Origin of the sequence: Helicobacter pylori, assembly GCF_003636935.1 — a bacterium.
GTDB classification, from domain to species: Bacteria; Campylobacterota; Campylobacteria; order Campylobacterales; family Helicobacteraceae; genus Helicobacter; species Helicobacter pylori_CH.
In genome coordinates, this window is the sequence record NZ_MVVH01000002.1 from 1 (window position 1) to 26,119 (window position 26,119).

At 37.4% G+C, this 26,119-nt stretch carries 22 protein-coding genes and 3 pseudogenes; 12 read left to right on the forward strand and 13 right to left on the reverse strand.

The genetic code is table 11. The annotated features are described in order from the left end of the window. Window positions 1-889, reverse strand: an 889-nt coding sequence (locus EAL87_RS01535; protein ID WP_240444223.1) for a putative barnase/colicin E5 family endoribonuclease, incomplete at its 3' end; no start/stop codon positions are given. Between EAL87_RS01535 and EAL87_RS08110 the strand changes: the two genes are divergently transcribed. Next, window positions 876-1,076, forward strand: coding sequence for a hypothetical protein (locus tag EAL87_RS08110; RefSeq protein ID WP_120912696.1), 201 nt, complete (start codon window positions 876-878; stop codon window positions 1,074-1,076). The two genes, EAL87_RS01535 and EAL87_RS08110, sit on opposite strands and share 14 nt — an antisense overlap. Before the next feature lie 228 nt (window positions 1,077-1,304). Here the strand turns inward: EAL87_RS08110 and hofD are convergent, their stop codons facing one another. Next, window positions 1,305-2,702 carry an outer membrane beta-barrel protein HofD gene (gene hofD / locus EAL87_RS01545; protein ID WP_162972520.1) on the reverse strand — a complete coding sequence of 466 codons (1,398 nt, stop codon included), beginning with the start codon at window positions 2,700-2,702 and terminating at the stop codon, window positions 1,305-1,307. A 69-nt stretch (window positions 2,703-2,771) separates the two neighbouring features. Next, window positions 2,772-4,358 (reverse strand): outer membrane beta-barrel protein HofC, encoded by a 1,587-nt coding sequence (gene hofC / locus EAL87_RS01550; protein ID WP_120912698.1) that lies wholly within the window; start codon window positions 4,356-4,358, stop codon window positions 2,772-2,774. 284 nt (window positions 4,359-4,642) lie between these two features. On the opposite strand from hofC, the gene EAL87_RS01555 reads away from it, so the two are divergent. Beyond that, window positions 4,643-5,587 carry a catalase family peroxidase gene (locus tag EAL87_RS01555; RefSeq protein WP_120912699.1) on the forward strand — a complete coding sequence of 315 codons (945 nt, stop codon included), beginning with the start codon at window positions 4,643-4,645 and terminating at the stop codon, window positions 5,585-5,587. A gap of 49 nt (window positions 5,588-5,636) precedes the next feature. Here the strand turns inward: EAL87_RS01555 and EAL87_RS01560 are convergent. The 7 genes and pseudogenes from EAL87_RS01560 to hopJ form a co-directional block, all read right to left on the reverse strand. Continuing rightward, a pseudogene (locus EAL87_RS01560) lies at window positions 5,637-5,976 on the reverse strand (DNA cytosine methyltransferase); the annotation flags it as partial. 101 nt (window positions 5,977-6,077) lie between these two features. Next, window positions 6,078-6,709 (reverse strand): annotated as a pseudogene (locus EAL87_RS08190) (GIY-YIG nuclease family protein). A gap of 2 nt (window positions 6,710-6,711) precedes the next feature. Beyond that, window positions 6,712-7,642 (reverse strand): annotated as a pseudogene (locus EAL87_RS01575) (DNA adenine methylase). 15 nt (window positions 7,643-7,657) lie between these two features. Then, window positions 7,658-9,457, reverse strand: coding sequence for a translational GTPase TypA (gene typA / locus EAL87_RS01580; protein WP_079305519.1), 1,800 nt, complete (start codon window positions 9,455-9,457; stop codon window positions 7,658-7,660). Window positions 9,458-9,502: 45 nt separating this feature from the next. Then, complete coding sequence (locus EAL87_RS01585) at window positions 9,503-10,345, reverse strand: glycosyltransferase family 9 protein (protein WP_120912700.1); 843 nt, start codon at window positions 10,343-10,345, stop codon at window positions 9,503-9,505. Next, window positions 10,311-11,948, reverse strand: coding sequence for a class I SAM-dependent methyltransferase (locus tag EAL87_RS01590; RefSeq protein ID WP_120912701.1), 1,638 nt, complete (start codon window positions 11,946-11,948; stop codon window positions 10,311-10,313). The genes EAL87_RS01585 and EAL87_RS01590 overlap by 35 nt, the downstream gene beginning before the upstream one ends. An 8-nt stretch (window positions 11,949-11,956) precedes the next feature. Further along, window positions 11,957-13,057: a Hop family outer membrane protein HopJ/HopK gene (gene hopJ, locus EAL87_RS01595; RefSeq protein WP_120912702.1), complete on the reverse strand. Its 1,101-nt coding sequence runs from the start codon at window positions 13,055-13,057 to the stop codon at window positions 11,957-11,959. Window positions 13,058-13,173: 116 nt separating this feature from the next. Here hopJ and gltX point away from each other — a divergent pair, with 116 nt between their 5' ends. Then, on the forward strand, window positions 13,174-14,565 hold the full coding sequence (gltX, locus tag EAL87_RS01600) for a glutamate--tRNA ligase (protein ID WP_120912703.1): 1,392 nt from the start codon (window positions 13,174-13,176) through the stop codon (window positions 14,563-14,565). A gap of 117 nt (window positions 14,566-14,682) precedes the next feature. On the opposite strand, the gene EAL87_RS01605 is transcribed toward gltX, so the two are convergent. From EAL87_RS01605 to modA, 3 genes are read right to left on the reverse strand one after another with little or no spacing between them, the layout of a single operon-like run. Next, window positions 14,683-15,480, reverse strand: coding sequence for an ATP-binding cassette domain-containing protein (locus tag EAL87_RS01605; protein WP_120912704.1), 798 nt, complete (start codon window positions 15,478-15,480; stop codon window positions 14,683-14,685). Then, window positions 15,477-16,151: a molybdate ABC transporter permease subunit gene (modB, locus tag EAL87_RS01610; protein ID WP_120912705.1), complete on the reverse strand. Its 675-nt coding sequence runs from the start codon at window positions 16,149-16,151 to the stop codon at window positions 15,477-15,479. The genes EAL87_RS01605 and modB overlap by 4 nt, the downstream gene beginning before the upstream one ends. 21 nt (window positions 16,152-16,172) lie before the next feature. Continuing rightward, window positions 16,173-16,913, reverse strand: coding sequence for a molybdate ABC transporter substrate-binding protein (modA, locus tag EAL87_RS01615; protein WP_120912706.1), 741 nt, complete (start codon window positions 16,911-16,913; stop codon window positions 16,173-16,175). A 223-nt stretch (window positions 16,914-17,136) separates the two neighbouring features. On the opposite strand from modA, the gene EAL87_RS01625 reads away from it, so the two are divergent. The 9 genes from EAL87_RS01625 to EAL87_RS01665 all read left to right on the forward strand — a co-directional run bounded on the left by EAL87_RS01625 (window position 17,137) and on the right by EAL87_RS01665 (window position 26,085). Then, window positions 17,137-17,697, forward strand: coding sequence for an outer membrane beta-barrel protein (locus EAL87_RS01625; RefSeq protein ID WP_000595790.1), 561 nt, complete (start codon window positions 17,137-17,139; stop codon window positions 17,695-17,697). Then, complete coding sequence (locus EAL87_RS08195; RefSeq protein WP_120912707.1) at window positions 17,681-17,863, forward strand: hypothetical protein; 183 nt, start codon at window positions 17,681-17,683, stop codon at window positions 17,861-17,863. The genes EAL87_RS01625 and EAL87_RS08195 overlap by 17 nt, the downstream gene beginning before the upstream one ends. A gap of 152 nt (window positions 17,864-18,015) precedes the next feature. Further along, on the forward strand, window positions 18,016-19,266 hold the full coding sequence (locus EAL87_RS01635) for a cation:proton antiporter (protein WP_120912708.1): 1,251 nt from the start codon (window positions 18,016-18,018) through the stop codon (window positions 19,264-19,266). A 96-nt stretch (window positions 19,267-19,362) separates the two neighbouring features. Continuing rightward, window positions 19,363-21,099, forward strand: coding sequence for a M3 family oligoendopeptidase (locus tag EAL87_RS01640; protein ID WP_120912709.1), 1,737 nt, complete (start codon window positions 19,363-19,365; stop codon window positions 21,097-21,099). After that, window positions 21,084-21,572 carry a hypothetical protein gene (locus EAL87_RS01645; protein WP_120912710.1) on the forward strand — a complete coding sequence of 163 codons (489 nt, stop codon included), beginning with the start codon at window positions 21,084-21,086 and terminating at the stop codon, window positions 21,570-21,572. The genes EAL87_RS01640 and EAL87_RS01645 overlap by 16 nt, the downstream gene beginning before the upstream one ends. 11 nt (window positions 21,573-21,583) lie before the next feature. After that, window positions 21,584-23,071, forward strand: coding sequence for a DUF5644 domain-containing protein (locus tag EAL87_RS01650; protein WP_120912711.1), 1,488 nt, complete (start codon window positions 21,584-21,586; stop codon window positions 23,069-23,071). A 1-nt stretch (window position 23,072) separates the two neighbouring features. Then, window positions 23,073-23,387, forward strand: a complete 315-nt coding sequence (locus tag EAL87_RS01655) for a hypothetical protein (protein ID WP_162972522.1) — start codon at window positions 23,073-23,075, stop codon at window positions 23,385-23,387. A 9-nt stretch (window positions 23,388-23,396) separates the two neighbouring features. Then, the gene (locus EAL87_RS01660) at window positions 23,397-24,164 is read left to right on the forward strand and encodes a TerB family tellurite resistance protein (protein WP_108334614.1); all 768 of its coding nucleotides are present in this window, start codon (window positions 23,397-23,399) and stop codon (window positions 24,162-24,164) included. 25 nt (window positions 24,165-24,189) lie between these two features. Beyond that, window positions 24,190-26,085: a motility associated factor glycosyltransferase family protein gene (locus EAL87_RS01665; protein WP_120912712.1), complete on the forward strand. Its 1,896-nt coding sequence runs from the start codon at window positions 24,190-24,192 to the stop codon at window positions 26,083-26,085. Window positions 26,086-26,119: the final 34 nt, after the last annotated feature.

The following is a 26,119-nucleotide window of genomic DNA, read 5'->3' on the forward strand; positions in this document are numbered from 1 at the left end:
TCTTTTTTAACGCTTCTTTGCGTTGTTTTTCTTGCTCTTTAGCTTTTAAAAATTCTTGTTCGCTTTGTAACTTCTCGCTTTCTAACTTCGCTAACTTTTCAGCTTTGGCTTGTTCTAAGGGGCTTAACTCTTGTTTAAGCGCGTTTGTGGTAGGATTAGGTTCTACGGAGTTTAAAGAATGAATGTCCTTTTCTTTAGTGATTGCTTGCGAGGTCGGAAAATGCGTGGGCTTCTCTGTTGTATCTCGTAATTCATAACTGCTTATCACCCAATGATTTTCTAAATCTTTATTATTCCATGTGTTATTTAAACCTACTCTCTTATTTCCATAATCCACAAACACACGCCCTAAATGATCCGTTCCTTTAGTGCCTTTCTCTAACACTTCAGGGATAGATTTAACGATATTTAAAGCGTATTCTTTAGCTTCTGCTTCACTTAATCCATCAGCAAGCGCTTGCTGCTCTCTTCGCTCTAATACATGCGCTAACCCATAACCTACGCTCTCTTTAGTCTTTGGCGTTCCCCAAACAAAATCAATCCCTCCTAAATCATCCCTATACGCTGCTCCTGCGACTTGCCCGTTTTTCTCTTGTAAGAGTTTCTCTAACGCTTCTTTAGGCTTTAAGGCAAACTCGGGGTAATTAGTGCCAAACTCTTTGAGTGGGGTTGTAGCGTGTTGTAAATCGCTCGCTTTCTTGCTTAGCTCTTCGCTGGCTTGTTTGACGCCGTTATTAAGCTCTTCAATGATTTTAAGCGTGTTGTTGCTAAAGTGGGATTTTTGCGCGCTTAATTCTAAATTCTTGCTAAATTCGCTTATAGAGTGGCTTCTCTCAAGCGCTCTTTTAATGTGATACTTTAAGGCCGCGCCTGCGGTGGCTTCATTCAAGGCTTTGGGTAATTTCACTCCTAGAATGCGATCGGGCGCGTTTCGGTATAAAGTCCCTAAAGTAAATTTAGTCCATTGGTATTTTAACGCTCCGCTTAGAGTGGTTGCTAAACCTTGGCTTAAGTTTTTCGTAATAGCGGGTTTTAGGCTTTCGGCGATCTTAGCATCATTCTTAAAAAGCTTATGAAAACCGCTCGCTATGTCAATGTATTCTTTAGCCTTGGGCGTGGTAAAAACATCGCTCTTAAACTCGTTAAGCTTGTTTAAAAACTGCGTAGGTGTGGTGTTTTGTTCTAGTGTATTGAATATTGAATAGTAAAGTTAAATAAGGCTTTTTGAGTATTGATATTTGATTGGAGCAGAGCCTTCCAATATTTTAAAAAGGCTAATCAAAAATATCCATTAAGGATAAATGCTAGTAAATTCTAAAACCATAGGTGATGTTAAACATTATATGGCTTCGGTCAGAATACACATTGTGCGTTAAAGGCTGTGTCCCAGGCCCGTTAGGATCGACTGGAACATACATGCCACAATACCCAATACAATAGCCTTTTTTGGTGATATTGCCATAATATTCTAGTTTTAAATCCATTCTAATATTATACTTATTAGAAAAATAACTCAAAAAGAGCGCGAGACTCCTTTCATCAGCCCTTGGGCTATCCGTCCAACGGCCTAAAATTTTCCAACTAAACCCTCTATATTGTGAGCCTACATACAAAAACCCATTAATAACATTAGCGCCAACAATATTGTTAATTTCTGCGTCATAAATACTATTTGTCCAAATGTTATACCCCAAAGGGTCGCCATAAATACCTATATCACCATTAGCGTTACCGATATTTTTATAGACACTGCCCCCAAATTGCCACTTATTATAGTAAAAACGAGTGCGGAAGAAATAAGTTTGCCCGCTCTTTCCTAATGGCACTTGTTGGAAGAGGATAATATCATTTTGATTAGCCGGAGTGGCAAAAATGGGGAAAAACCCCACGAAAGTGCCTACAAAACGAAAGCCCTTATTGTTGAAATTAGGGTTGGTGTCATAAGTGATATTAATGCCTGGCGCATACATTCTTTGAAAAATCGCATAAAAATAAGGGTTGATTTTTAGGTTGTCTTTTTCGTATTTCAAATCAGCTACCATTAGAGCCTTACCGCTTGTATAGTAACGCCCAAAATACCAAAACCAGTCGCTTGATGCTGAAGCCCTAGCGTCTGAATACATCACTCTGAATCTGGTGTCTTTGTATTTGACAAAGCCTTCAACCCCTTGAGTGTAAGAAGTGAACCAATCATACTCTTCAGCATCATAGCGACCCCCTTTCACGCCAAAACTGAATTTGTCTTTTTTGTAGTTGTAGCTCAAAAAAGCGTTATGCACCATGGCTAAACGAGGTTTTTGCACATTTAAACCGCTATGTCCCGCATACCAACCAATATATTGCCAAAAGATACCCGCCCCAAAAGGATCCGTCCTAGAGCCAGGCTGGCCATTAGGGATATTGTTGCCTTGATAAGCGGTAGAGTCATAGGGGAGCGCTGCCATCATCGCCCCCACCTCCGCTCTCAAACCCTTGTATAAACCCATGCTCAAATTCAATTCGCCGAGTAAAGAAGTGTAGCTACCTGTAGGATAAATATCTTTAGAAGGCTGGTATCTTTGGTTGTTAAAACCAAACTTGGTATAACTACTCACCTTTCCAACAATACTCATGTTAAATTTATAAGCTTGAAGTTTGGATAAAAAGAGACCAGAAAAAAGCAAAAAAAATAGAGAGTAAAAAGAATATTTCTTAATTCCCAAAACCCTAACTCCCAAAGATACTGAATTAAAAATACAAGAAAGGCATATCTAAGAGATAGGGGAACTCTCTTAGAAACTATAACTAATGTGTGTCATCAAATGGCTTCTGTCTTGGGTAATACTCTTTTTAATGCCACCCATGTCTTGAGGACCTTGTGCAAATGCAGAAGATTCAAACAAACCATTATTCAAGTTAAGCGGCTGACCGTTTGGCCCAAGGAAACCGGTTCCAGGGTTGTAACCCGCACGAATTTGGAACTCTAACCACACGAGTTTGAGACCCGCTTTAACATGTTTGCTGAACTGATAGTCTAGATACATACCAATACCATATTCCAATGCCCTTGGAGCGGTAGTGAAGCGTTGATAGAGACTCCAACTGAACTTACCATGCTTGCCTCCACCTTTAACATACTCAGTGAACGCGTCAGCATCGGTAATGTTGTCGATCCCTGCAAACCCTAAGCTGTAGATACTGCCAACCCATTGTTCGATACCATCCACAGCGATGATGTTACCCCAAGTACCTAAGTTCATGTTAGGGTTACCGATGTTGAGATAAGCACCACCAACCACAAAGTAGTTGTTAATGTCTATATGGTGGCGTAAAAAGAGCGTCGCACCACCAGGACCTTGTAAGCCACGCCACTTACCATTATCCAAGAACGGATCCCAAGTGTTATAACGAGCGGGTGCGTAACGGCCGTATTCAGCATTATTCCAACGATAGTCATACAACACATAAAAAGTCGTTCTGTTCCTCATGCCCATACCGCTAAACTCAGGATTGGTATCATACTCTATTTTAGCACCGGGCAATGTACCTACTTCTGGGATAAGATACACATAAGGGTGGATCATCAAATTCTTTGTAGGGCGATAAATAATACCGGCTTTATGAATACCCCAAGGCTTTTCACGATAAATGGGGAACAACCATTGACCATCAGCGATACCACGACCCCAAGAGCTAAAGAGCAAGAATTTCATCTTATTCGTAAGCTTGAAAGTCCCATAAAAACCTTGGAACAATTGGTAAACCCAATCCATTTGCTCCTGCTCCGTAACGTCAAAGCGCCCCATGACCATATGGACTCTGTCGCTATCATAGGTAAGATTCGCTTTATAAACTTCATAGCGCCTTGAACCACCGGGCAAGTAGGCGTTAGCCGGATAGTAGTTAGGGAACAAGCCGTTCCACTCACCCATATATTCCCAACCAATACCTCTAGGGTCAATGATACCACCTGGCCCTGATTGTTGCCACATTTTAGTGGCGTTCATACAAAGGCTCATAGAATCAGTGCCACAAGAAGTTTTATCCCAATAGCTTGGGGGAGTAAAATCCTTTGCCCACCTATCATATCTAGTGCTATCATAAACTTGTCCGCCCAAAACACCGCCTAAATTCACGGTCCATCCCCTACCTAAATGCACAGAACCCTCTAGCTTACCTGTAAGGTTAACAAAAGTTTCTGTGGGATAGATACCTTTAACAGGGTTAATGGGCGAATGGTTAAAACCCACTTTAGCAAAATTGATAAAATCTCCATGCACTTCATAAGTAACCGCCCCTAATGAACCCGTAGTGAACAATAGTGGCAAGGTAAAACGCTTTAGCAATGCAGCCGCAACTTCTCGTTTCTTTAATTTCATTCCTCTTCCTTACTTTACCTGAGAATAGATAAATTACTCTGTAGAAGTAATTGTAGCATAAAAGAATATAGATTTAGTTTAAAATCAAGCTAATTTTTCTTAAAAATCACAAAATTTAAAACGCAAGTTTATTCTTAAAAGCTTGCTAATGAGCATGCAAATGGATAGGATAATCTTTTAAGATCCTAATAAGGTATCAAAAAAAGGCTTTTTAAAGGCTTAATAGGGAATTTACTGATACAATTAAAAGCATTGTTTTGTAAAAAATAATAATAAGGAAAAAAATGAAAAAAATTGGTTTGAGCTTGTGTTTGGTTTTGAGTTTGGGTTTTTTAAAAGCCCATGAAGTGAGCGCTGAAGAGATTGCGGACATTTTCTACAAACTCAACGCCAAAGAGCCTAAAATGAAAATCAACCACACTAAGGGGTTTTGTGCTAAAGGCGTGTTCCTCCCTAATTTGCAAGCAAGAGAGGATTTAGATGTGCCACTACTCAATGAAAAAGAAATCCCTGCGTCTGTAAGGTATTCTTTAGGGGGCGTAGCGATGGACGATAAAAGCAAAGTTAGGGGAATGGCGTTAAAATTGGAAAATCAAAACGCTAGCTGGACAATGGTGATGCTCAATACAGAAATCAATTTTGCCAAAAACCCTAAAGAATTCGCTCAATTTTTTGAGATGAGGATTCCTAAAAATGGCAAGGTGGATGAAGCAAGAATCAAAAAGCTTTATGAAGAAGTCCCCTCTTATAGGAATTTTGCCGCCTATATGAAAACGATAGGGATTAGCTCAAGCGTGGCTAACACGCCTTATTATAGCGTGCATGCGTTCAGGTTTAAAGATAAGAAAGAGAAATTATTGCATGCGAGATGGAAATTTGTGCCTAAAGACGGCGTTAAGTATCTTAACCCCCAAGAATTAAAGCAAAAAGATTCAAATTATCTGCTTTCTTCATTCCAACAACACCTTAAAACTAAGCCCATAGAATACCAAATGTATCTGGTGTTTGCGAATCAAAATGATGCCACCAACGACACGACCGCGCTTTGGAAAGGCAAACACAAGGAATTATTAGTGGGGACCTTGAAAGTTGAAAAATACGAAGGAATGGGTTGCAATAAAGATGTGTATTTGCCTGCCGATCTCCCTAAAGGCGTAGAAGCCCCTACTGATCCCTTATTCCAAATCAGGAATGAAGTTTATGGGATCACTTTTAGCAGGAGACAATAAAAGGCTAATGCGAATCAAAATATAAGTTGATAAATATAAGTTGGTTGAAAAAATATGTTTTTATGGGTTTGGGGGAGTGGGATTTTTGTTTAAAGCGTTTAAGCGCACCCACCCAAAATCACTCGCTCTCTCATTTGAGACACACCATAATCTAAAGCGTTTGATGGCATATGCTATAGAATAATGTCAATTGGAACGTGCGGTAAATTATGGTAATCAAGTTGCATAATATCGCATAAAATGGTTTGTGCCTCCTTATGATTGGCTTGATAGCTTAAAATGGCGTCCTTGTCTATATCGTTGGCCCATATTAATTCAAAATGGGGATGCACAGAAAAACCATAGCTCAATCCTCCAGCACCACAAAAAATATCTGCTACTTTATACAAGTTTTATTTTTTCCTTTCATCTAAACCCACATAAACCCACACTTTTTAAATGGAGCAAAAACTTAAAGCCCTTTTTTTGAGATTGGGTTAAGATCATTTATTCAATCTTTTAAAGTTCCGCTAGGTTTGTCAATCGCCTTTCTATGGATGGCCTTTTCTCTGTTTTGAGCTTTTTGAGTGGTATTGGCATGCTCATCTTTAATATCATTTGGCTAATCTTTGCCTTGCTCTTGCGCATTCCATTTGGGTAATGCGTCATTGTTATTGTTTCTATAATCCGTCAGGCAAGCTTGCTCTAAAAGTTTATAGCTGATGCTTGCGTCTTTGATTGCATGAAAACCAAACAAGCCTTTGACTTGAGTTTTAAAATTAGGCTGATAAATCATGTAAAATTCTATTTTAGCCCCTGTGAGTATTGTGTGATAAAGAAAATACCACACACCAAAACTTCTAATACTAGGCCTCCCTTTGACTCCCCCATCTTTATAAATATTGAGCGTGCTTTTAATCCCGCCATCTGCTTGAGAACCGCCGATTTTTTTAATCTCACCATCCACTACAATTAAATACACTCTAGCCACATTTTGAGTTAAAATATTTTGAGATAAAGATTGATTGTTTTCATCTTTTAAATCCTTAAGATAGTTGAAATTCAACTTTGTGCTGTCTTTCACATATTCTACTATTCTACATCAGCGATTTTAAAGGCAGTTTTGACTCCGCTAATATGCATTTTTACTCCTTGATAATCAATAACTCATGAGATTGTTTGACATGGTTATTATCGCCTCTTTCTAAGCGGTTTTTACCCATTCTGGTTTCGCCTTGTCCCATAGTGTATTGCCAAGATGGTTCTAAAATTTTAAAATCTTTATAAGCATTCCTTACAAATTCGCAGTCATTATAGCTTAAAATAAATGGCCCTTTATGTCTTTTTAGCATGTGAGCCAATACTTCATGTTTAAAACCATTATGGTGGATAGGGAAATTACGCATAGGGTAAATCCCCTTAAACATTTTAGAATTTTCTAACACATAAGGGGGGTCAAGATAGAAAAAATCATTAGGATAAGCGAGCAACACTTCTTCAAAACTAGAGCATTCCACCTTTAAACTAGGGGCGTTAAAATCTTTAATTTTTAAAAGGGCGTTTAGATAGCGTTCTTTGTCAGTGTAAATTTTACTCATCCACCCCAAAAATCCCGGCCCATAGCTTAAATTAAAGTTAAAGTAATAATCTCTAGCCAAAATTAAAGGGTCTAAAACGCATTCTTTTTTATAATGGGCTTTTAACTCTTGCTTAATGGTGCTGTAAGTTTCTAGTGTAGGTTCTAAAGAGAACAAATTATCATAAAGAGCTTGTTTGTCTTTGAGCAGCACTTGATAAAAATTCACTAAAATGTCAAAAATATCAAAGCCTAGCACTTCTAAACCCAACTCTGTTGCGCATGCAATTTCTACGCTCCCCCCCACCTATAAAAGGGCTAATAACCCTACGCACACCATTAGGTATATACTCCACTATTAACCCTACAGCTAAAGACTTGCCCCCACCATATCTTAAAGGGGCTTTTATGTAGCGTTTGTAACGCCCATTATTAGAGCGTAAATTGTGCAAAAAAACATCTTTTTTACTAGTGTTTTGGTTGAATAAATTCGCATGCATTCCAAAAAATTCTATTTATTTTTTCGCCCTTTTCCTCATGTTAGGGTCTAAAATCTTTTTCCTAATCCTTAAATTCAAGGGGGTAACTTCTAAAATCTCATCTTCTTCAATCCATTCTAACGCTCTTTCTAACACCATAGTCCTAGGCGGGGTGAGTTTGATCGCATCATCGCTCCCACTCGCTCTCATGTTGGTTAAATGCTTGGATTTGATAGGATTGACATCTAAATCATTATCCCGGCTGTGTTCGCCAATGACCATGCCCACATAAACCTTCGTTTGGGGGTTGATAAAAAGCGTGCCTCTTTCTTGGATATTGAAAAGGGAAAAAGCAGTCGCTTCGCCATTTTCCATGCTAATTAGCGCCCCATTTTTGCGCGATTCCACGCTCCCGCTAAAAGGGCGGAATTCCAAAAAGCTATGATTCATCACGCCTTCGCCTTTAGTGTCGGTTAAAAACTCGCTCCTATAACCGATAAGCCCCCTTGCAGGAATTTCAAATTCTAATCTTGTATAGCCATCACTCATGGGGTTCATCGCTTTCATCTCAGCTTTTCTTTTGCCTAATCTTTCAATGATAGCCCCGCTAAAATCTTGGGGCGTGTCAATCACCAAATGCTCAAAAGGCTCGCATTTAACGCCATTTTCTTCTTTAATAATGACTTCAGGGCGTGAAATGCTAAACTCAAACCCTTCACGGCGCAAGTTTTCAGCTAAAATAGTGATTTGCAATTCCCCACGCCCACTCACTTTAAACTTGCCCTCGCCCATTTCTTCGCATTTCATAGCGATATTGGTTTGCATTTCTTTTAAGAGCCTGTCTTTCAATTTATTGGCAGTAACATGCTTTCCTTCTAACCCGGCTAAGGGCGAATCATTGACAGCAAAATACACGCTCATCGTAGGCTCCTCTAAATGCATGGGATCTAAAGGCATGGGGTTAGTGGGATCAACGACGCTATCGCCCACATCCATTGCATTAAACCCGGCAATCGCTACAATATCGCCCGCATAAGCGTTTTCAATCTCAGTCCTAGCCAGCCCTAAAAAGCCTATAAGCTTAGTGATACGGCCATTTTCTTTACTCCCATCGCTTTTCATCAACAGCACGCTTTCATTCTTTTTAACTGAGCCATTAAACACTCTAGCGATACCGATTTTGCCTACATAATTGTCATAATCAAGCGTAAAAATTTGCATTTGCAAAGGCTCATCAACGCTCCCGCTAGGGCTTGGCACATGCTCTAAAATCGTTTCAAACAAAGGCTCTAAATTTTTCTTTTCATCGTCTAAACTTTTCATCGCATAGCCATCTCGTGCGGCGGCATAGACGACAGGGAAATCCAATTGTTTATCGCTAGCCCCCATCGCTACGAACAAGTCAAAAACTTCATCCACCACTCTGTCCGGTTCAGCGGCAGGCTTATCAATTTTATTCACCACCACAATAGGGCAAATCCCAAAACTCAAAGCCTTTTTAACCACGAATTTAGTTTGAGGCATGACCCCTTCTTGAGCGTCCACTAAAAGCAACACCCCATCCACCATTTTTAAAACGCGCTCCACTTCGCCCCCAAAATCAGCATGCCCGGGAGTGTCAATGATATTGATTTTAGTGTCTTTGTAATAAATAGCGGTGTTTTTAGACAGGATAGTGATCCCTCTTTCTTTCTCTAAATCGTTGCTATCCATCACCCTTTCATCCACTTTTTCCCTCTCACTAAATGTGCCAGATTGAGAAAGTAAGCCATCCACTAAAGTGGTTTTCCCATGATCAACATGCGCAATTACAGCGATATTTCTAATATTTTTCATGAATGTCCTAACAAGCAAAATTGAAATTAGAAGTATAACACAATATTATAATAGCCCCAAATGGCGGAATTTTTTGGCTAAATCCTGTTCTATGGAATGGCTTTTATGGGCTTTTAGAAAATTTTCATTCTTAGGCGGCATGAAATCGTCATTATCCCTATAAAAAAAGATAAAATAATTTTTCTTTAAATAGTAAGCCAAATGGATCAAAAACGAATCCCCCCCTATATACAAATCGCTTTCTAAAATCAGGTTTTTAACTTCTTCTAAACTGGTTTTAGTGCGATAATGAGCGACTTCATCTTTTAAAAAAGCGTATCGTTCTTCAAAATCTAAAAGCGTAACACAAAAGGGTTTTAAGAGTTTTAAAACGATTTTTAAATGCTCTAAAGAAATATTCCTATCATTTTCTCTTGTGAAAGGGTTGATCAAAATCTTTTTGGGGTTTTTTACACTCATGGGATATAAAGGGTTATCAAAAACATGCCCATAAATTTGAGAAAACAACTCCTGGCGGTTTTGATAAGCATTTTTAATTTCTTTATTTGGAGTGGTTATGGAAACAAATGGGGCTAAAAGAAAACTTCTAAAATCTTGTTTTTCTAAAATCAAATGTTTGATTTTGTGCTTCTTAAGTGCTTTTAATAACCATAAAAAATCCTTCATCGCCAAAAAAACGCCTCGTTTTTTAAGATCATAAAAAGCAGGGATATTTTCAAAAACAGGGATGATTTCAAAATGTTTTTCGCATTCTAAAAGCTTGGCGATTTTTAAAGTCAAACGAGTGCCTAGGATTTTAAGGGGCTGTTGCTGTTTGAGAGCGATTTCTTTTAAAAGGCTAAGCGTGATGAGATTATCCCCTAAAGCCAAAAGACAAGCAACATGCATGGTTTTTCCTGATGGTGAAATGTTTAGGGTCTTTTTTTTCTATCCCTAAATTTTTTAAATAAAATTTTTCATCAAAACTATTGTTAATAAATTGCGCAAATAGGGGCAAACATTCCAAATCTTTTCTTAAAATTTTATGCGTTTTAAAAAGCGATTCAAAAATAAATTGCATTAAATCGCTGTTTAATAGTTCTTTTAACGCATGAGCGTTGATAGGGAAATTTTCTTTTAAAACAAACATGTTCGCGCTGTTTAAAAAAAGGCGTTGCTCATTGTCATAAAAAAAGACAAGCTTTGAAGAAATGAACTTATACACGATTTTTTCTCTAGCCTGATAAAGGCTTAAGGGAGCGACTTGCTGACAGTCTTTTAAATCAGCGTTAATGAATTGGCTAGGGGCTTTTAATCTGTCTTTTAAAATATCTGAACCCCTAAAAATAGGAATGGTATTTTTTTCTTGTTTGGAGTGTAATTTTTCTTTATTGTTGCCTGTAACAATCCCTAAAGCAAAGTGAGCGTTATTTTTTAAAGTGATATGAGGAATGGAAAAAAGGTGGTCTAAAATTTTATTTTCTTTATTAGAGCAATGGATATTAAAAATCTTTTTAGGGTTGTTAAAAAAAGAAGAGGGCGAGCGTTTGAACTTACTATTTTGATAAAAGCATGAGATTTTTTGATTCTTGTTAAGGGTTTTTTTAAGCACCAAACCCACAGCCTTAGTCATTAGATTTTTAAAGGGTTTGTCAAAATCAATCAGGCTTCTAATTTGAAACTTTAAAGCCATTTCTCGCATTTTGCTAAACGCATCAATATTCAAACAACTTTCGGGTAATAATAGCCCCAAATGAGCGTTTTCTTTTAAGCAATTCAAACTCGCTACAAAAAAGAGCGACGCGCTATCTAGGCTTTGAGAGAGGTTGAATTTCTGTTTGAAATTTTCTTTTTGGTTGTGGTTGTATTTCTTACCCCATGGCGGGTTAGTGAAAATGCAATCAAATTGCGGAGTGTGTTTTAAATTTAAAAAATCTTTTTGCACAATATTAGGGCAATCTAAATGATAACGCTCCTTAATACGCTTTTTAGTCAAAGCGACAGCAAAAGCGTCTGTATCATAACCATAGATATTTTCAACCTTAAAACCCAGTTTTAAAGCATGCATGATAAAATTCCCGCTCCCCACAGCCGGATCGCAAAAAATCGCTTGGGAGGTATCAAAATCTTTAGGGAGAGTGAAAAGTTGCTCTACTATTTTATTAGGAGTGTAGTAAATGCTTTCTAAATTTCTGGTGGTGTTAGAAAGTTCTTCTTCATAATAAGAACCCAACTTTTCTAAATCAGAGCTATTTTCTAACATTTCTAGGTATTTTAAAATCAATTCTTGATGGTTATGCGCGCTTTTTAAGGATTTGTTAGCGTATTTGTTAAGCTTGTTTTTCCCTAAATGGTTGTAGCAAAAATCTAAAAAAGAACTCGTTTTCACATAAATTTTATGATCAATCTCTAGTTTCTCTAAAAGATTGGTTTTGATCCAATTATGCACGCTGCTATGAGAAACATTGATTAAATGAGCGATTTCTTCAATCAAAAGAGCATTTGAAGGCATTTACCCCCCTAAAAACTATAAACATAACTCACATTAAACACCACAAGGCGTTTGAAAAAGAGGGAAGTGTTTAACCCTTTGCCATGCGTTTCATAAAAGGAATTGACCGCTAAAGGGATCTTTAAGCCCATTTCAAAGCCATTGTGCCTATTGACATTCACACGAACCCCAAAATTCAAAGGGATTTGGAAAAAACTCGTGTGCATTTTAGCCTGATAATTTGTCAAGTAATTGTTGATAAAATCCGTTTGACTCACCCACATGCTCAAACCACTCCCTACCCACGAACTCCCCGCTAAAGCAAAGCCTACATAAAAACCCACGCTCGAATGTTTTTGCTCATTATCAATGAAATTAAAAAGATAATCTATGCCAAGCCCATAAAGGTGGTTATTCATTTTGCCTAAACCATCAAAGCCATTGCCCACAAAACCAAAATTAGTGTAACCATAGTCATAGAACAAATAATAGCGAAACCCTTGATTTTTTTTCTTGGTAAAGAAATGCTTATACCCTACGCTCAAACTCACCCCATACATGCTTGAAATGTTTTTAGAATAAGAGTTAGGATCCAGCGCGTTTAAGGAATTTGAAATTTGAGCGATTTGAGAAGATAAAGAAGAAAGCATGCGGTTTTGAGATTGAGCAAATTGCAATTCTAAATTTTTTAAGTTTTCTATTAATTCTAAAGGGTTAGTAATGGGTTCTTGCATTTTTTCTAACGCTTGGGCTAATTGTGGGTTAGATGCAACGCCCCCGCTAAGCATGACTATTTTTTCAATGTTTTGAAGGGTGGATTGGAGGTAGTATTGCTCGGCTTGCATTTCAGTGGGGGTCAATTTAGCATCGTTTTTCAAAGCGTTGTTGATGTAATTAAAGGTGTTGGGCATGCCTTTGATTTCATTTTTAACTTGATTGAGTTTATAGATTTTGTTTTGAGCGTTAGAAATCGTTTGGATGCGTTCTTGATTTAAAAAAGGGTTATTATGCTCAACGGCATGGCTAATAGAATATTCAAACCCCACGCTCGCATACGCCCCATTTTCTTCAGCGATACAATAAGATAAAAATAATAAGGGTAAAGAAAATAAGGTTTTTTGAAATTGCATGGGTGATCCTATTAAAAATAATCTCAATGATACACTAATTTTAATAGAAAAAAGTGAAACCATTTTTAAGCCATTTTTGAATACAATAAGAGCATTTTATTTTTAAGGTTAGAATAATGAATTTGATCGTTACGCGCTTCGCCCCGTCGCCCACTGGCTACCTCCACATAGGAGGCTTAAGAACAGCCATTTTTAATTATCTTTTTGCACGAGCCAATCAAGGAAAGTTTTTTTTACGCATTGAAGACACGGATTTGAGCCGTAACTCCATAGAAGCGGCTAACGCCATTATAGAGGCTTTCAAATGGGTGGGGCTAGAATACGATGGCGAAATCCTCTACCAATCCAAACGCTTTGAGATTTATAAAGAATACATTCAAAAACTCTTAGATGAAGACAAAGCCTATTATTGTTATATGAGCAAAGATGAGTTGGACGCTTTGAGAGAAGAACAAAAAGCTAGGAAAGAAACCCCACGCTATGACAATCGCTATCGTGATTTTAAAGGCACGCCCCCTAAAGGCATAGAGCCTGTGATAAGGATTAAAGTCCCGCAAAATGAAATCATTGTTTTTAATGATGGGGTTAAAGGCGAAGTAAAAGTGAACACTAATGAATTGGACGATTTCATTATCGCCAGGAGCGATGGGACGCCCACTTATAACTTTGTGGTTACTATTGATGACGCTTTAATGGGGATTACTGATGTGATTAGAGGCGATGATCACCTTTCTAACACCCCTAAACAAATCGTTCTCTATAAGGCTTTGAATTTTAAAATCCCTAATTTTTTCCATGTGCCGATGATTTTGAACGAAGAAGGGCAAAAATTAAGCAAACGCCATGGGGCCACTAATGTGATGGACTATCAAGAAAGGGGCTATCTTAAGGAAGCTTTAGTGAATTTTTTAGCGCGTTTGGGGTGGAGCTATCAAGATAAAGAGATTTTTAGCATGCAAGAATTATTGGAATGTTTTGACCCTAAAGATTTAAATTCTTCGCCCAGTTGCTTTAGTTGGCACAAGCTTAATTGGCTCAACGCTCATTATTTAAAAAACCAAAGCGCACAGGAATTGTTAAAGCTTTTAAAGCCTTTTAGTTTTAGCGATCTTTCTCATTTAAACCCCACTCAATTGGATCGCTTGTTGGACGCTCTCAAAGAAAGATCTCAAACCCTAAAAGAATTAGCCCTTAAAATAGATGAGATTTTAATTGCTCCTATAGAGTATGAAGAAAAGGTTTTTAAAAAACTCAATCAAGCGCTCGTTATGCCCTTGTTAGAAAAGTTTAAATTGGAATTAAATACAACCAATTTCAACGATGAAAGCGCACTAGAAAACGCCATGCACCAAATCATTGAAGAAGAAAAGATTAAAGCGGGTAGTTTCATGCAGCCTTTAAGATTAGCCCTTTTGGGTAAGGGGGGCGGGATAGGCCTTAAAGAAGCGCTTTTTATTTTAGGCAAAACAGAGAGCGTCAAAAGAATAGAAAAGTTTTTGAAAAACTAAAAGATTGGCTCTGTTTTCATTGAACGCTAATCATAAAAGGACTTGATTTTAGCGGTTATTCTAAACAACTCCTTTTGAAAAATAAGAGGGTTTCAAGAGAAAATGAAAAAAATATTTCTAAAATTTTTTGTTTTGATTGAAATCAAGCTTAAAAGTTGGGTTCAGACAATCTTTGGGCAAACTGATCGTTTGAGGAATGATCTCATAATGGCAATAATTTTCATCTTCAAAGAGAGGTTTTACCCATAAGCGGTTTGAAAAAAGCCGATTTTCTTGATTGGGATCAATAACGCCATTGTTTAAAAAGAGGAAAGTTTGCGCGAGTTTGGTTATTTCGTTTGGGTTATGACTCACCAATAACACGCTTAAATTTTCACGCTTGATAAAATCAAGCAAACCTTGTTGCACTTCGTTTTTTAAGGCGTTATCTAGGGCGTTTAAAGGCTCATCTAAAAGTAATAAATTCTTGGCTGCGATTAAAGCTCTTGCTAAAGCGACTCGTTGGGCTTGTCCGCCAGAGAGTTGAGAAATTTTTTGCTGGCTTAGATTTTCTAAACGCATTAAGCGTAACACTTCGTGAATTTTATTTTTATCTTTAGGGTGAGCAAAGGCGATGTTTTGATACACATTTAAATGCGGGAATAGAGCGTAATCTTGAAACACAAAGCCGATTTTTCGTTGTTGTGGTTTTAAAAAAATCTTTTTTTGAGTGTCTAGCCACACTGAACGATTGACTTCAATATAGCCGCTATTCACCGCTTCAAGCCCCGCTAAAATGCGTAAAATCGTGCTTTTACCCGCACCCGATTCTCCTAATAAAGCGACAACTTCTGCTTTTTTAATTTCTAAGTCTATATCCAAATCAAACGCGCCCCTAGATCCTAAAAGGCGTTTTTTAAATTGCGCTTTTATCATAAAAAGGAGCTTTGTTTTTTATTCAAAAACAGGGTAACAAATAAGAGGCTAAAACTGATAAGCGTGAGCGTTAAGGCGTATTGATGGGCTTTAGAATAATTGAGCGCTTCAGTTTCGTTAAAAATCGCAATGCTCGCCACTCTTGTTTCCCCTAATATATCACCCCCAAGCATCACCGCCACGCCAAATTCGCCTATAGTGTGCGTAAAAGTTGTAATGATAGCCATCAACAGGCTTGGTTTGATGTTAGGGAGTAGGACAAAAAAAAGGGTGTAATATTCCCCTTTACCCAAGCTATAACTGGCTTCTTTTAAAGAAGTGGGCAAGGAAATTAACGCGCTTTTAATGGGGCTTACCATAAAGGGTAAGGAAAAAATCACACTCCCTAAAATAAGCCCTTGAAAACTAAAAACAAGTTTCACATTGAAAACATCTTGTAAAAACGCTCCCAAAAAAGAAGAAGGCGAAAAGATTAAAAGAAGATAAAACCCTAGCACGCTTGGGGGTAAAACTAAAGGCATATACACAAGCGTTTCTGTTAAGCTCGTTAAAAGATTGCGTTTAAGGCTTAAAAAATAGCCTAAAAAAATCCCTATAGGGAGTAAAATAAGGGTGGTAATCAAAGCTAAAGAAAAGCTCAAACGCATGGTAATCAAAAACTCATGATCCATTGTTCGCCTTTTTTATGCGTTTTAATCCACAATATAGCCGTATTCTTTAAAGACAGCTCTGGCTTTAGGGCTGAATAAAAAATCTTTAAAAACTTTGGCTAAAGGGTTATTAGCCCCATTTTTAGTGGTGATCAAAGCCTGTTCAATAGGGTGATAAAGGGTTTTATCAATGATGAAATAAGAGAGGTTTTTATCTTTTTTATCAATCAAAGATAACGCTCCAAAGCCTATTTGAGCGTTTTTAGTAGCGACAAATTGATGGGCTTGAGAAACAGAAGCGCCATAAATGATTTTAGATTTAAGACTGGAAGTGAGTTTTAAATGGTCCAAGACTTCCATACTGGCTTTTCCATAAGGGGCTAGTTTAGGATTAGCCATAGCGATACGCTTGATTTTAGGGTCTTTAAGAATTTCTAAAGAATCTATTTTTAGATCTTCACTCCATAAAACCAACACGCCTTTAGCATAGACTTCTTCTTTAAAAGGGGTTATTTTTTCATCATAAAGCTTTTTAGGTCTGGCAATATCTGCTGAAATGAATAAATCAAAAGGGGCGTTTTGAGCGATTTGAGCGTAGAGTTTGCCTGAAGAATTAAAGCTAATACTGATAGCGTCTTTTGGGTGTTCTTTTTGAAATTCTTTAACAAGGGCTTTTAAAGCGCGTGTAAGATTAGCAGCAGCAGCGATTTTTAAATCCTGTGCCAACAGAGCGCTTGAAAAAAATACGATTAAAAAGGCAAACGCTTTGAAAGTATTTTTCATAGAACTCCCTTTGATTAAATGATTGAAATTGGTGATTATACCTAATTTATATCTTAAAAATTTGTATCTTAAAAGTTTGAGGTGGTTTTGTAGGTGTATCCCACTTATCCATGATTTAATCAATATTTTCACTCTAAAACCCTCATCTTTGATAAAAAATTAAATCTTTTAGAAAAATAACCGATTTTAAGGTGTAACTTTAATTCAACAAGAAGGATTTATTATGATTAAAAGAATTGCTTGTATTTTAAGCTTGAGCACGAGTTTAGCACTGGCTGGCGAAGTGAATGGGTTTTTTATGGGTGCGGGTTATCAGCAAGGTCGTTATGGCCCTTATAACAGCAATTACTCTGATTGGCGCCATGGCAATGATCTTTATGGTTTGAATTTCAAATTAGGTTTTGTAGGCTTTGCCAATAAATGGTTTGGGGCTAGGGTGTATGGCTTTTTAGATTGGTTTAACACTTCAGGGACTGAACACACCAAAACCAATTTGCTCACCTATGGTGGCGGTGGCGATTTGATTGTCAATCTCATTCCTTTGGATAAATTCGCTCTGGGTCTCATCGGTGGCGTTCAATTAGCCGGAAACACTTGGATGTTCCCTTATGATGTCAATCAAACGAGATTCCAGTTCTTATGGAATTTAGGCGGAAGAATGCGCGTTGGGGATCGTAGCGCGTTTGAAGCGGGCGTGAAATTCCCTATGGTTAATCAGGGCAGCAAAGATGTAGGGCTTATCCGCTACTATTCTTGGTATGTGGATTATGTCTTCACTTTCTAATCCGTTCTTTCATCCGCTCTTCTTCATCAAATCAAACCCTAGCCAACTCTTAAAAGGTTGGGGTTTAAAAATCTTTTTCATAAATAGAAAGTTTGCCTTAGTGCAGTATAATCCTAGCGTTTCAATTTTTATTTTACTCAATAGAGTGTTTGGTGTTGGCGTTTAAAGATAGGTTTAGTAAGATTTAAATAATAAATTACTTATATATATTTGATAGATATTATTTTATTTAATAGTGTTATTTAATGGATCAATTTATTAAGATAGTTTCGCTTTTATTTCTTTAAAACAAATCGATTCTACTGGGGAAAGGTTTTTATGGAAAACAGCACACTTTATATTGTTATTGCTGGCTTATGGCTTGCTGTAGGCTTTGGAATCTTTTTAAAGAAATTAGACATGCCTGTTATCATTGGCTACATTTGCACAGGAACGGTCTTAGCGGCTTTTTTTAAAATTAATGATTTTGATTTGTTGTCTGATATTGGTGAATTTGGTATCGTCTTTTTAATGTTTATGATAGGCATTGAGTTTAATTTTGACAAGCTCAAATCCATCAAACAAGAAGTGCTCGTTTTTGGGCTTTTACAAGTCGTTTTGTGCGCTTTAATCGCTTTTTTAGTGGGGTATTTTGTTTTAGGTCTTTCACCCATTTTTTCCCTTGTTTTAGGCATGGGGCTTTCGCTCTCTTCAACCGCTATTGTGTTGAAATTCTTTGAAGATTCCAAACAGCTTAGCACGCCCATGGGAAAGAGCGCGGTGGGGATTTTGATTTTCCAAGATATTGCAGCCATTCCCATGCTTTTGATTTTGACAATTCTAGGCAGTAAAGATTCTAATGTTAATTTACTCATTCTTAAAACCCTTATTTCCGCAGGGATTATTTTAGTTCTTTTGTTATTGCCTGGAAAAAAAGGGGCTAATCTCATCTTAGAGCAAGCAAAAGACACGCGCCTGCCTGAAATTTTTATAGGCACGATTTTAGTGATTGTTTGCAGCGCAGCGGGGTTGAGCCATTTTTTTGGGTTTTCTATGTCTTTAGGGGCGTTCATTGTGGGTATGGCCATTTCTAAATCGCGCTATAAAATCAATGTCCAAGAAGAATTCGCACAATTGAAAAACCTCTTCTTAGCCCTTTTTTTCATCACGATAGGGATGCAAATTAATGTGAGTTTCTTTATGGAGAAGTTCTTTGTTGTCATCTTTTTACTCATTTTAGTGATGGGTTTTAAGACGGCTATCATTTATGCGCTCTTGCGTTTTTTTAGAGACGCTAAAACTGCCATAAAAACCGCCCTTTCTTTAGCGCAAATCGGGGAATTTTCTTTTGTTATCTTTTTAAATTCAGGCTCGCACCAGCTCTTTAATTTGCAAGAAAAAAAAGGGATTCTTGGTTTTTTGCACCAAAAAAATATCTTAAGTATCGCTCAAAATGACATCCACCAGCTCCTTATTCTTATGGTGGTCTTTTCTATGTTAGCAACCCCTTTTATTTTAAAATACCTAGAATCTATCGCTCAATTTATTTTGCACCAAAAGAGCCAAGAAAATGAGCCGGCTAAAAAATAATTGCGTGAAAACCAAATGATAAGTTTGCTTGTGTTGTCAGTGTTATGTTAAAATACAAGCATATTTTAACTCCAAATTGATATAAAAAGGGATTTCATGAAAGAGCAAGAATGGGATTTAAGCGCTTTATTTGAAAATAAAGAAAGTGCAGAAGAATTTTTAAAAACCTTACAAACAGAAGCGCAAGAATTTGAGAACGCTTATCAAAATAACCTTAAAAATTTAGACGCTACAGGATTTGCCAACGCTCTTAAACATTACGAAAATTTGTCAGAAAAGATTTCTAGGGTGATGACTTACGCTCAATTACTCTTTGCTAAAAACACTAAAGAAACGAAGTTTTATTCGCAATGCGAAATGGCTTGCACAAATATCCAACAACACCTTTTATTCTTTGAAATTGAATTTAAGAATTTAGACGCCAAAAAACAACTCGCTTTCATTAAAAAATGCAAAGACCATGCTTTTTATTTGAACAATCTCATAGAAAAGAAAAAGCACACCCTAAATTTAGATGAAGAAAAGATCGCTCTAGCCCTTTCACCTGTGGGAGTGGGTGCGTTTAGCCGTCTTTTTGATGAGCATTTTTCTTCTTTGAAAATCCCTTTTGAAGAGCAAAATTTAAGCGAAGAAGAAATTTTAGCCCTCTTGCACAACCCCAAACGCAAGATCCGTAAAAAATCTCAAAAAGCTTTCAGCAAAGCGTTAGAAAAATCCCGCCCTTTACTCACTTATATTTTAAACATGGTGCGTAAAGATTTGCTCATTGAAACTAGGCTAAGAAAATACGACAAAAAAGAGAGTTTCCGCCACATTGATAACCAGATCTCGCAAGAGAGCGTGGATAGCATGATAGAGATTGTGAACGCTAATTTTTCTTTAGTGCATCGTTACTACCATCAAAAAGCGCAAATTTTAGGGCATAAACTCAAAGATTACGATCGCTACGCCCCTTTAAGCGATGAAAATACCACCATGACTTACTCTCATGCTTTAGAAGAAGTGCTTAAAACCCTTAAAGCCTTTAGCCCAGAATTTCATAAAATCGCTTCTAAAGCGATCAAAGAAGGCTGGGTGGATTCACACCCCAAAGACTTTAAGCAAGGCGGGGCTTTTAGCCATGGCGGGGTGCCTAGCGCTCACCCTTATGTGCTGTTAAATTACACAGGAAACCGCCGAGACGCTTTCACTATCGCTCATGAATTCGGACATATGATCCACCAAGAATTGTCCAAAAAACAAGGCGTATTGAACATGGATACGCCCTTAACCACCGCAGAAACCGCTTCTGTCTTTTCTGAAATGCTGTTTTTTGAGCATTTAAAAAAAGGGTTAAAACAAGATGAACTCCTTTTCATGCTAGCCGGCAAGCTAGAAGACATTTTTTCTACCCTTTTTAGGCAAGTGGTGATGACTAATTTTGAAAGAAGAATTCATGAGATGGATGAAGAACTAGACACCAAAGATTTTGATCGAATTTGGTTTGAAGAAAATCAAAGAATGTTTGAAAAGAGCGTGAAACTCACCAAAAACTACCATTTGTGGTGGAGCTATATCCCCCATTTTATCCATTCGCCTTTTTATTGCTACGCTTATAGTTACGGACAGCTTTTAACTTTAGCGCTTTATGGGCTTTACAAAAAAAGCGACGCTAAAGAATTTGTTAAAACTTACACGGAATTTTTGAGCTTAGGAGGGTCAAAAAGCCCTAAAGAATTAGTGTCCATGTTTGGCTTTGACATTGATAGCAAAGAATTTTGGGAAATTGGCATGCAAGAGGTGCGTCATTTGTTAGAAGAATTTGAAAGGTTGCTCGCATGCAAAGAGAATTAAGGCTTTTAAACAACAAGCATTGCGTTGAATACTTGCAATTCCTGTCCAAAAACCATTTGAGTTTCAACCTTTTGTGCGAAAGAGATGCGATTGATTTTTCCCCCAAGCTCCCTAAAGAAATTCATGAAAAATTCGGCGCGTTAGTGCTGTTTGTTTTAGCCGGATACACCTTAGAAAGCTTGATGATTGACGCGCAAAGCGTGCAATTTGAAGCCGGGTTTGGCCCTAACAATATTGGCAGTGTGGTTCAAGTGGAACTTCCTGGCATCATTCAAATCCTTATCAAAGAAAAAAATGAAAATGCCGTTTTATTCAATCGTTGCGATTCGCTTGAATTGTTCCAAAAAAAAGAACCGCCCTTTCAAGAGCCAAAAAAAGACGAATTAGAGTCTAAAGAATGGTTGGATTCTAAAGAGGCTCTGTTTTCCAATTCCAAAAACCGTGCGATTTTAGAAAATCTGCACAAAAGCTAAAGGAATCATTGATGAGCGTTTTGAAATTGCATGTAAAGGTCTTTCGTTTTGAAACCAACAAAGACTACAACCCTGCTTATGAGTCTTATTTTTTAGAATACCAAGAAGATCAATACCTTTTGGATCTTTTAAAACAACTCAAAGGCGTGAGCTATAATGAAAATATCGCACTTAAAATCAATCAAATTGCGGTGTTTGAAGACGCTAAGGTGAGCGATTTGGTGGCGTTTTTTTCTAAAGAATGGGTGCTAGATCCCCTATCCAAACGATACGCTTTAAAAGACTTGATGATTGATGAAAAGGCGGTTTTAAAAAACTATGAAGATTTTTTCAAGCAAGTCCCCTACATCACTAAAGGCGAAAAAGAAGAATTAGAAAAGTTTATTCAAATCAATTTTATCAACCCCCAAACCAACCCTAAATATCTGGGCGATGGCTTTTTCTTGTATGTTAAATGGCTGATGAAGCGCTACCCCACAGAGCACAACCGGTTATTAGAGATGATCTCTCAGCCTGAAAGCGGCGTGATGAATTTTTTAAGCGTGGCGCATTACCTCTATAAAAACGATGACAACATTGACCATGAAATCTATGAGTTGCAAGAAATGCTCACCAATTCCAAAATCAAGCCATGGAAAGATTTTTCTAAAAACCTTTTAAGCCTTTTTCAATACCATTCTAACCCCCCTAAAACGCCTAACCCCCCTAAAACTTGCGCGCTCTTTAACGCTTATGCAAAGCATTTAGACGCGCAATCGCTCCTCAAAAGCGCTAAGCTCTATTTAGAAAAAATGGGGCAAAAAACCATTGATCTGCCTTTTTGTTATGATGGGGGCTATTATGGGAAGATTATCAGCACGCATGATTTCCTTACCGCTTCTGCGTATAATCTGGCTCTAGCCAAAGCCAATGGCGTTTCGCTCATTTTTTGCGAAGAAGATGCGTATTTGAATATCTTGCATGCTAAAGAGGTTTTAGACAACAACCCTGAAATCATCAACTCCGTCAATGAAAAATTGAAAAAATACCAGCTCGTTTATGAAAAAGGCGTTGAGATCGTCTATCTTAATGAATGGGTTAATGAATTTTTGGCATGGGAATTGAAAAGCCCTTTTGATGCGTTTTTAGGGGCTGAATTTTCTCGCATCAAAAAAAGCGATCATTTTTTCCATAAAATCCATTTAAAAGCCCCCCATTTTTTAGAATCTTTTCAAAATTACGCCCCCCTTTTGGAAGTCAATGAAGTAAGCGGCTTACTCCAGTGTGCGCATTTACGCTATTTGGGGATTGATTTGGGGGCGGATTTTTTAATTGCGCATTCTTTAGGGCTTTTTCACGCTTTTGAAAATTTAAGCTTAAAAGCTTCAAAAGTTTATAAAAGAGATAATGACAACACCCCCACTTTATTTTTACCTCAAATCGCACTAATGGCTATGGGGGAAAAAAACACGCAAGATTTAGGGCTTGATACGCATTATCATCAAGTTACTTTCATTTAAAATGAACGCTTTTTTAAAACTCGCGCTCGCTTCTTTGATGGGGGGGCTTTGGTATGCTTTCAATGGCGAAGGCTCTGAAATTGTCGCTATAGGGATTTTTGTGTTGATTTTGTTTGTTTTTTTCATCCGCCCTGTGAGTTTCCAAGACCCAGAAAAACGAGAAGAATACATAGAACGGCTCAAAAAAAACCATGAGAGGAAAATGATCTTACAAGACAAGCAAAAAGAAGAGCAAATGCGCCTTTATCAAGCCAAAAAAGAGCGAGAGAGCAGGCAAAAACAAGACCTTAAAGAACAAATAAAAAAATACTCATAAAGGAAAATCATGGAAATCATTTTATTAATTGTTGCGGCGGTTGTGTTGTTTTATTTTTACAACACCCTCAAAGAATATTTGAAAAACCCCCTAAACCCTAAAACCAAAACCGAAGAATACGACCTGAAAAATGACCCCTATTTGTTAGCGCAATCTAGCCCCTTAGACAAATTCAAGCAAACCCAAACGGGTGCGTATATGCGTCTTTTAAAGTTTTTAGACATTCAAAAAAACGCTTTGGATAACGCCTTAAGGACGCTTTTTATCCATGAATTAGAGCAGCCCTTAAACAGCGAACAGCAAAATTTAGCCAAAGAGCTTCTCAACGAGCCTGTGGATCAAAAAGAAAATTTTGAATCCTTATGCCAAGAAATCGCCGATCACACGCATGGGGAATACACCAAACGCCTGAAATTAGTGGAATTTCTTATGTTATTAGCCTATGCTGATGGGATACTAGATAGCAAAGAAAAAGAATTGTTTTTAGACGTGGGGGCGTTTTTGCAGATAGACAATCAGGATTTTAACGAGCTTTATGACAATTTTGAACGCTTCAATGCAATAGAAATCCCTATGTCTTTAGAAGAAGCAAAAAGTCTTTTTGAAATCCAAACTCACACCACCAAGCAAGATTTAGAAAAAAAAGCCTTGGATTTAAGCGCCCCCTACTACCATAAAATGAATGACAACAAACGCTACAGCGAACAAGATTTTATCTCTTTGAAAAAAATCGCTCTCGCTTCCCAACTTTTAGAAAATGATTTAAAAGACTCCTAAGGGGTCTTGTGAAAAAGGCTATTGAATGCCCTTTTTAAAAGCCCTAGAATCTTTTGATGCGCCCTTTTTAGAAAAAGAAATTTCAAAGCGTTTTAGGGATAATTTAGTTTTTTTCAAATCTTATCACCCTAATCTGTTTAACGCCCTCAATACGCCTTTTAAAAATTACCAATTGCTTTTTGAAAAAACCCACTTTAACCTCTTGCACACGCCTACAAACGCTTTAAGCTACCCTAAAAATCAAATGATAGAAACCGCTTTCAACATGGCTAAAAACCCCTTGAATAATCCCAGATACTCATTAGACAATAACCGCCTCTCTTTACATTATTTAAAAACTCAAAACAACCCCAAACTCCCCCTAACCCTTAAAGCCACGCATGCGATCTCAAACTTTTTAGACAATCATCAAACGCCTTGCTCTTTAGAGAAATTCTTACCCCCTACCATGATTTATGGTGTCTTAGACGGCTTGTTTTTGGCTATTTTACAGGCTCAAAATTACCGCTTCCATTCGCTTTATTTGTTTGAAGAAAATTTAGACTTGTTTAAGATCAGTTGTTATTTTGCGCGTTATGAAGATTTGATCACAAAAGGGGCTAAACTCTTTATTCAAGGGTTTTTTAACCCTAATGAATTAAAAATGGATTTTTTGAAACGCCCTGTTACGCATTCTTTTTTAAAGCTAGAAATCATGCCCTATAAAAGCGCTTTTAATTTGTGCATGCGAGAAAACATTCAAAGCTATTACAAACAAGCTTTAAGGGGTTGGGGGAGTTTTGAAGACGAATTACTAGGGTTAAAAAACACGCTCAAAAACTTACCCTTATATCAAACTCTAAAAACCAAACCCAAAAAGATTAACGCCCCCATTTGCGTGGTGGGTAATGGGCCAAGCTTGGATTTATTGTTGGATTTTTTAAAAGAAAATGAAGACCATTTCATTATTTTTTCATGCGGCACCGCTTTGAAGCCTTTAAAAACGCATGGCGTTAAAGTGGATTTTCAAATAGAAGTGGAGCGCATAGACTATCTTAAAGAGGTTTTAGAAAAAGCCCCCCTAGAAGACACCCCCTTAATGGGAGCCAACATGCTCAATCCTAACGCTTTTAATGCAGCCAAAGAAGCGTTAATGTTTATGCGTGGGGGGAGCGCTTGCGCGTATATAAGCCCTTTAAGTATAGAATACGCAGCGCCTTTTGTGGGCAATGCCGGGGTGGCTTTAGCGGGTTTGATGAGCGATGAAATCTATTTGTGCGCTTTAGATTGCGCTTATATTAAAGGGTTTAAAAAGCACGCTCAAAATTCCTATTATGAAAATGAAAAAGAAATTGACACTTCATCTTTAATCAGCGTAGAGGGTAATGTTGAAGGTTATGAAACTTTTAGCGACTCGCTTTTTTTGCTCTCTAAAGAAAGGATTGAAGAAGCCCTTCATTATTACCAGCCTAAAAAAGTCTATAATTTAAGCTATGGGGCTAAAATCAAGCATGCCGTTAGTCTCAATCGCTCTCAAGTAAAATTAAAGAATTTTAATAAAAAAGACGCTACCGCTCGCATTAAAAGCATGTTTAATCCCCCCAATAACCATGCTAAGGATTTAAACAATTTACAAAAAAATCTTATGAGTTTTAAAGAGAATTTTTTAAAATATTTAAACACGCCTTGTAAAACCAAGCAAGAAATATTTGAATGGGTGGATAGCTTGAGTGGGTTTTGCCAAACAACCAGCGCTAAAACCCCCATCATAGGCATTTTATTTGAAGGGAGTATCGCTCATATCTTACAAAGCGTTCTAATCGTTTCATTGTATCTTAATGAAAATGAGCTGACGCATTTTATCAAATTCTCTCAAAACACCTTAAAACAATTCCTTAAAAAAGCTTGTTTGTTATTGCAAATGCAACTCAAACAACCATGATTTTTATTTTTACACTATAATAACAACCTTAAAT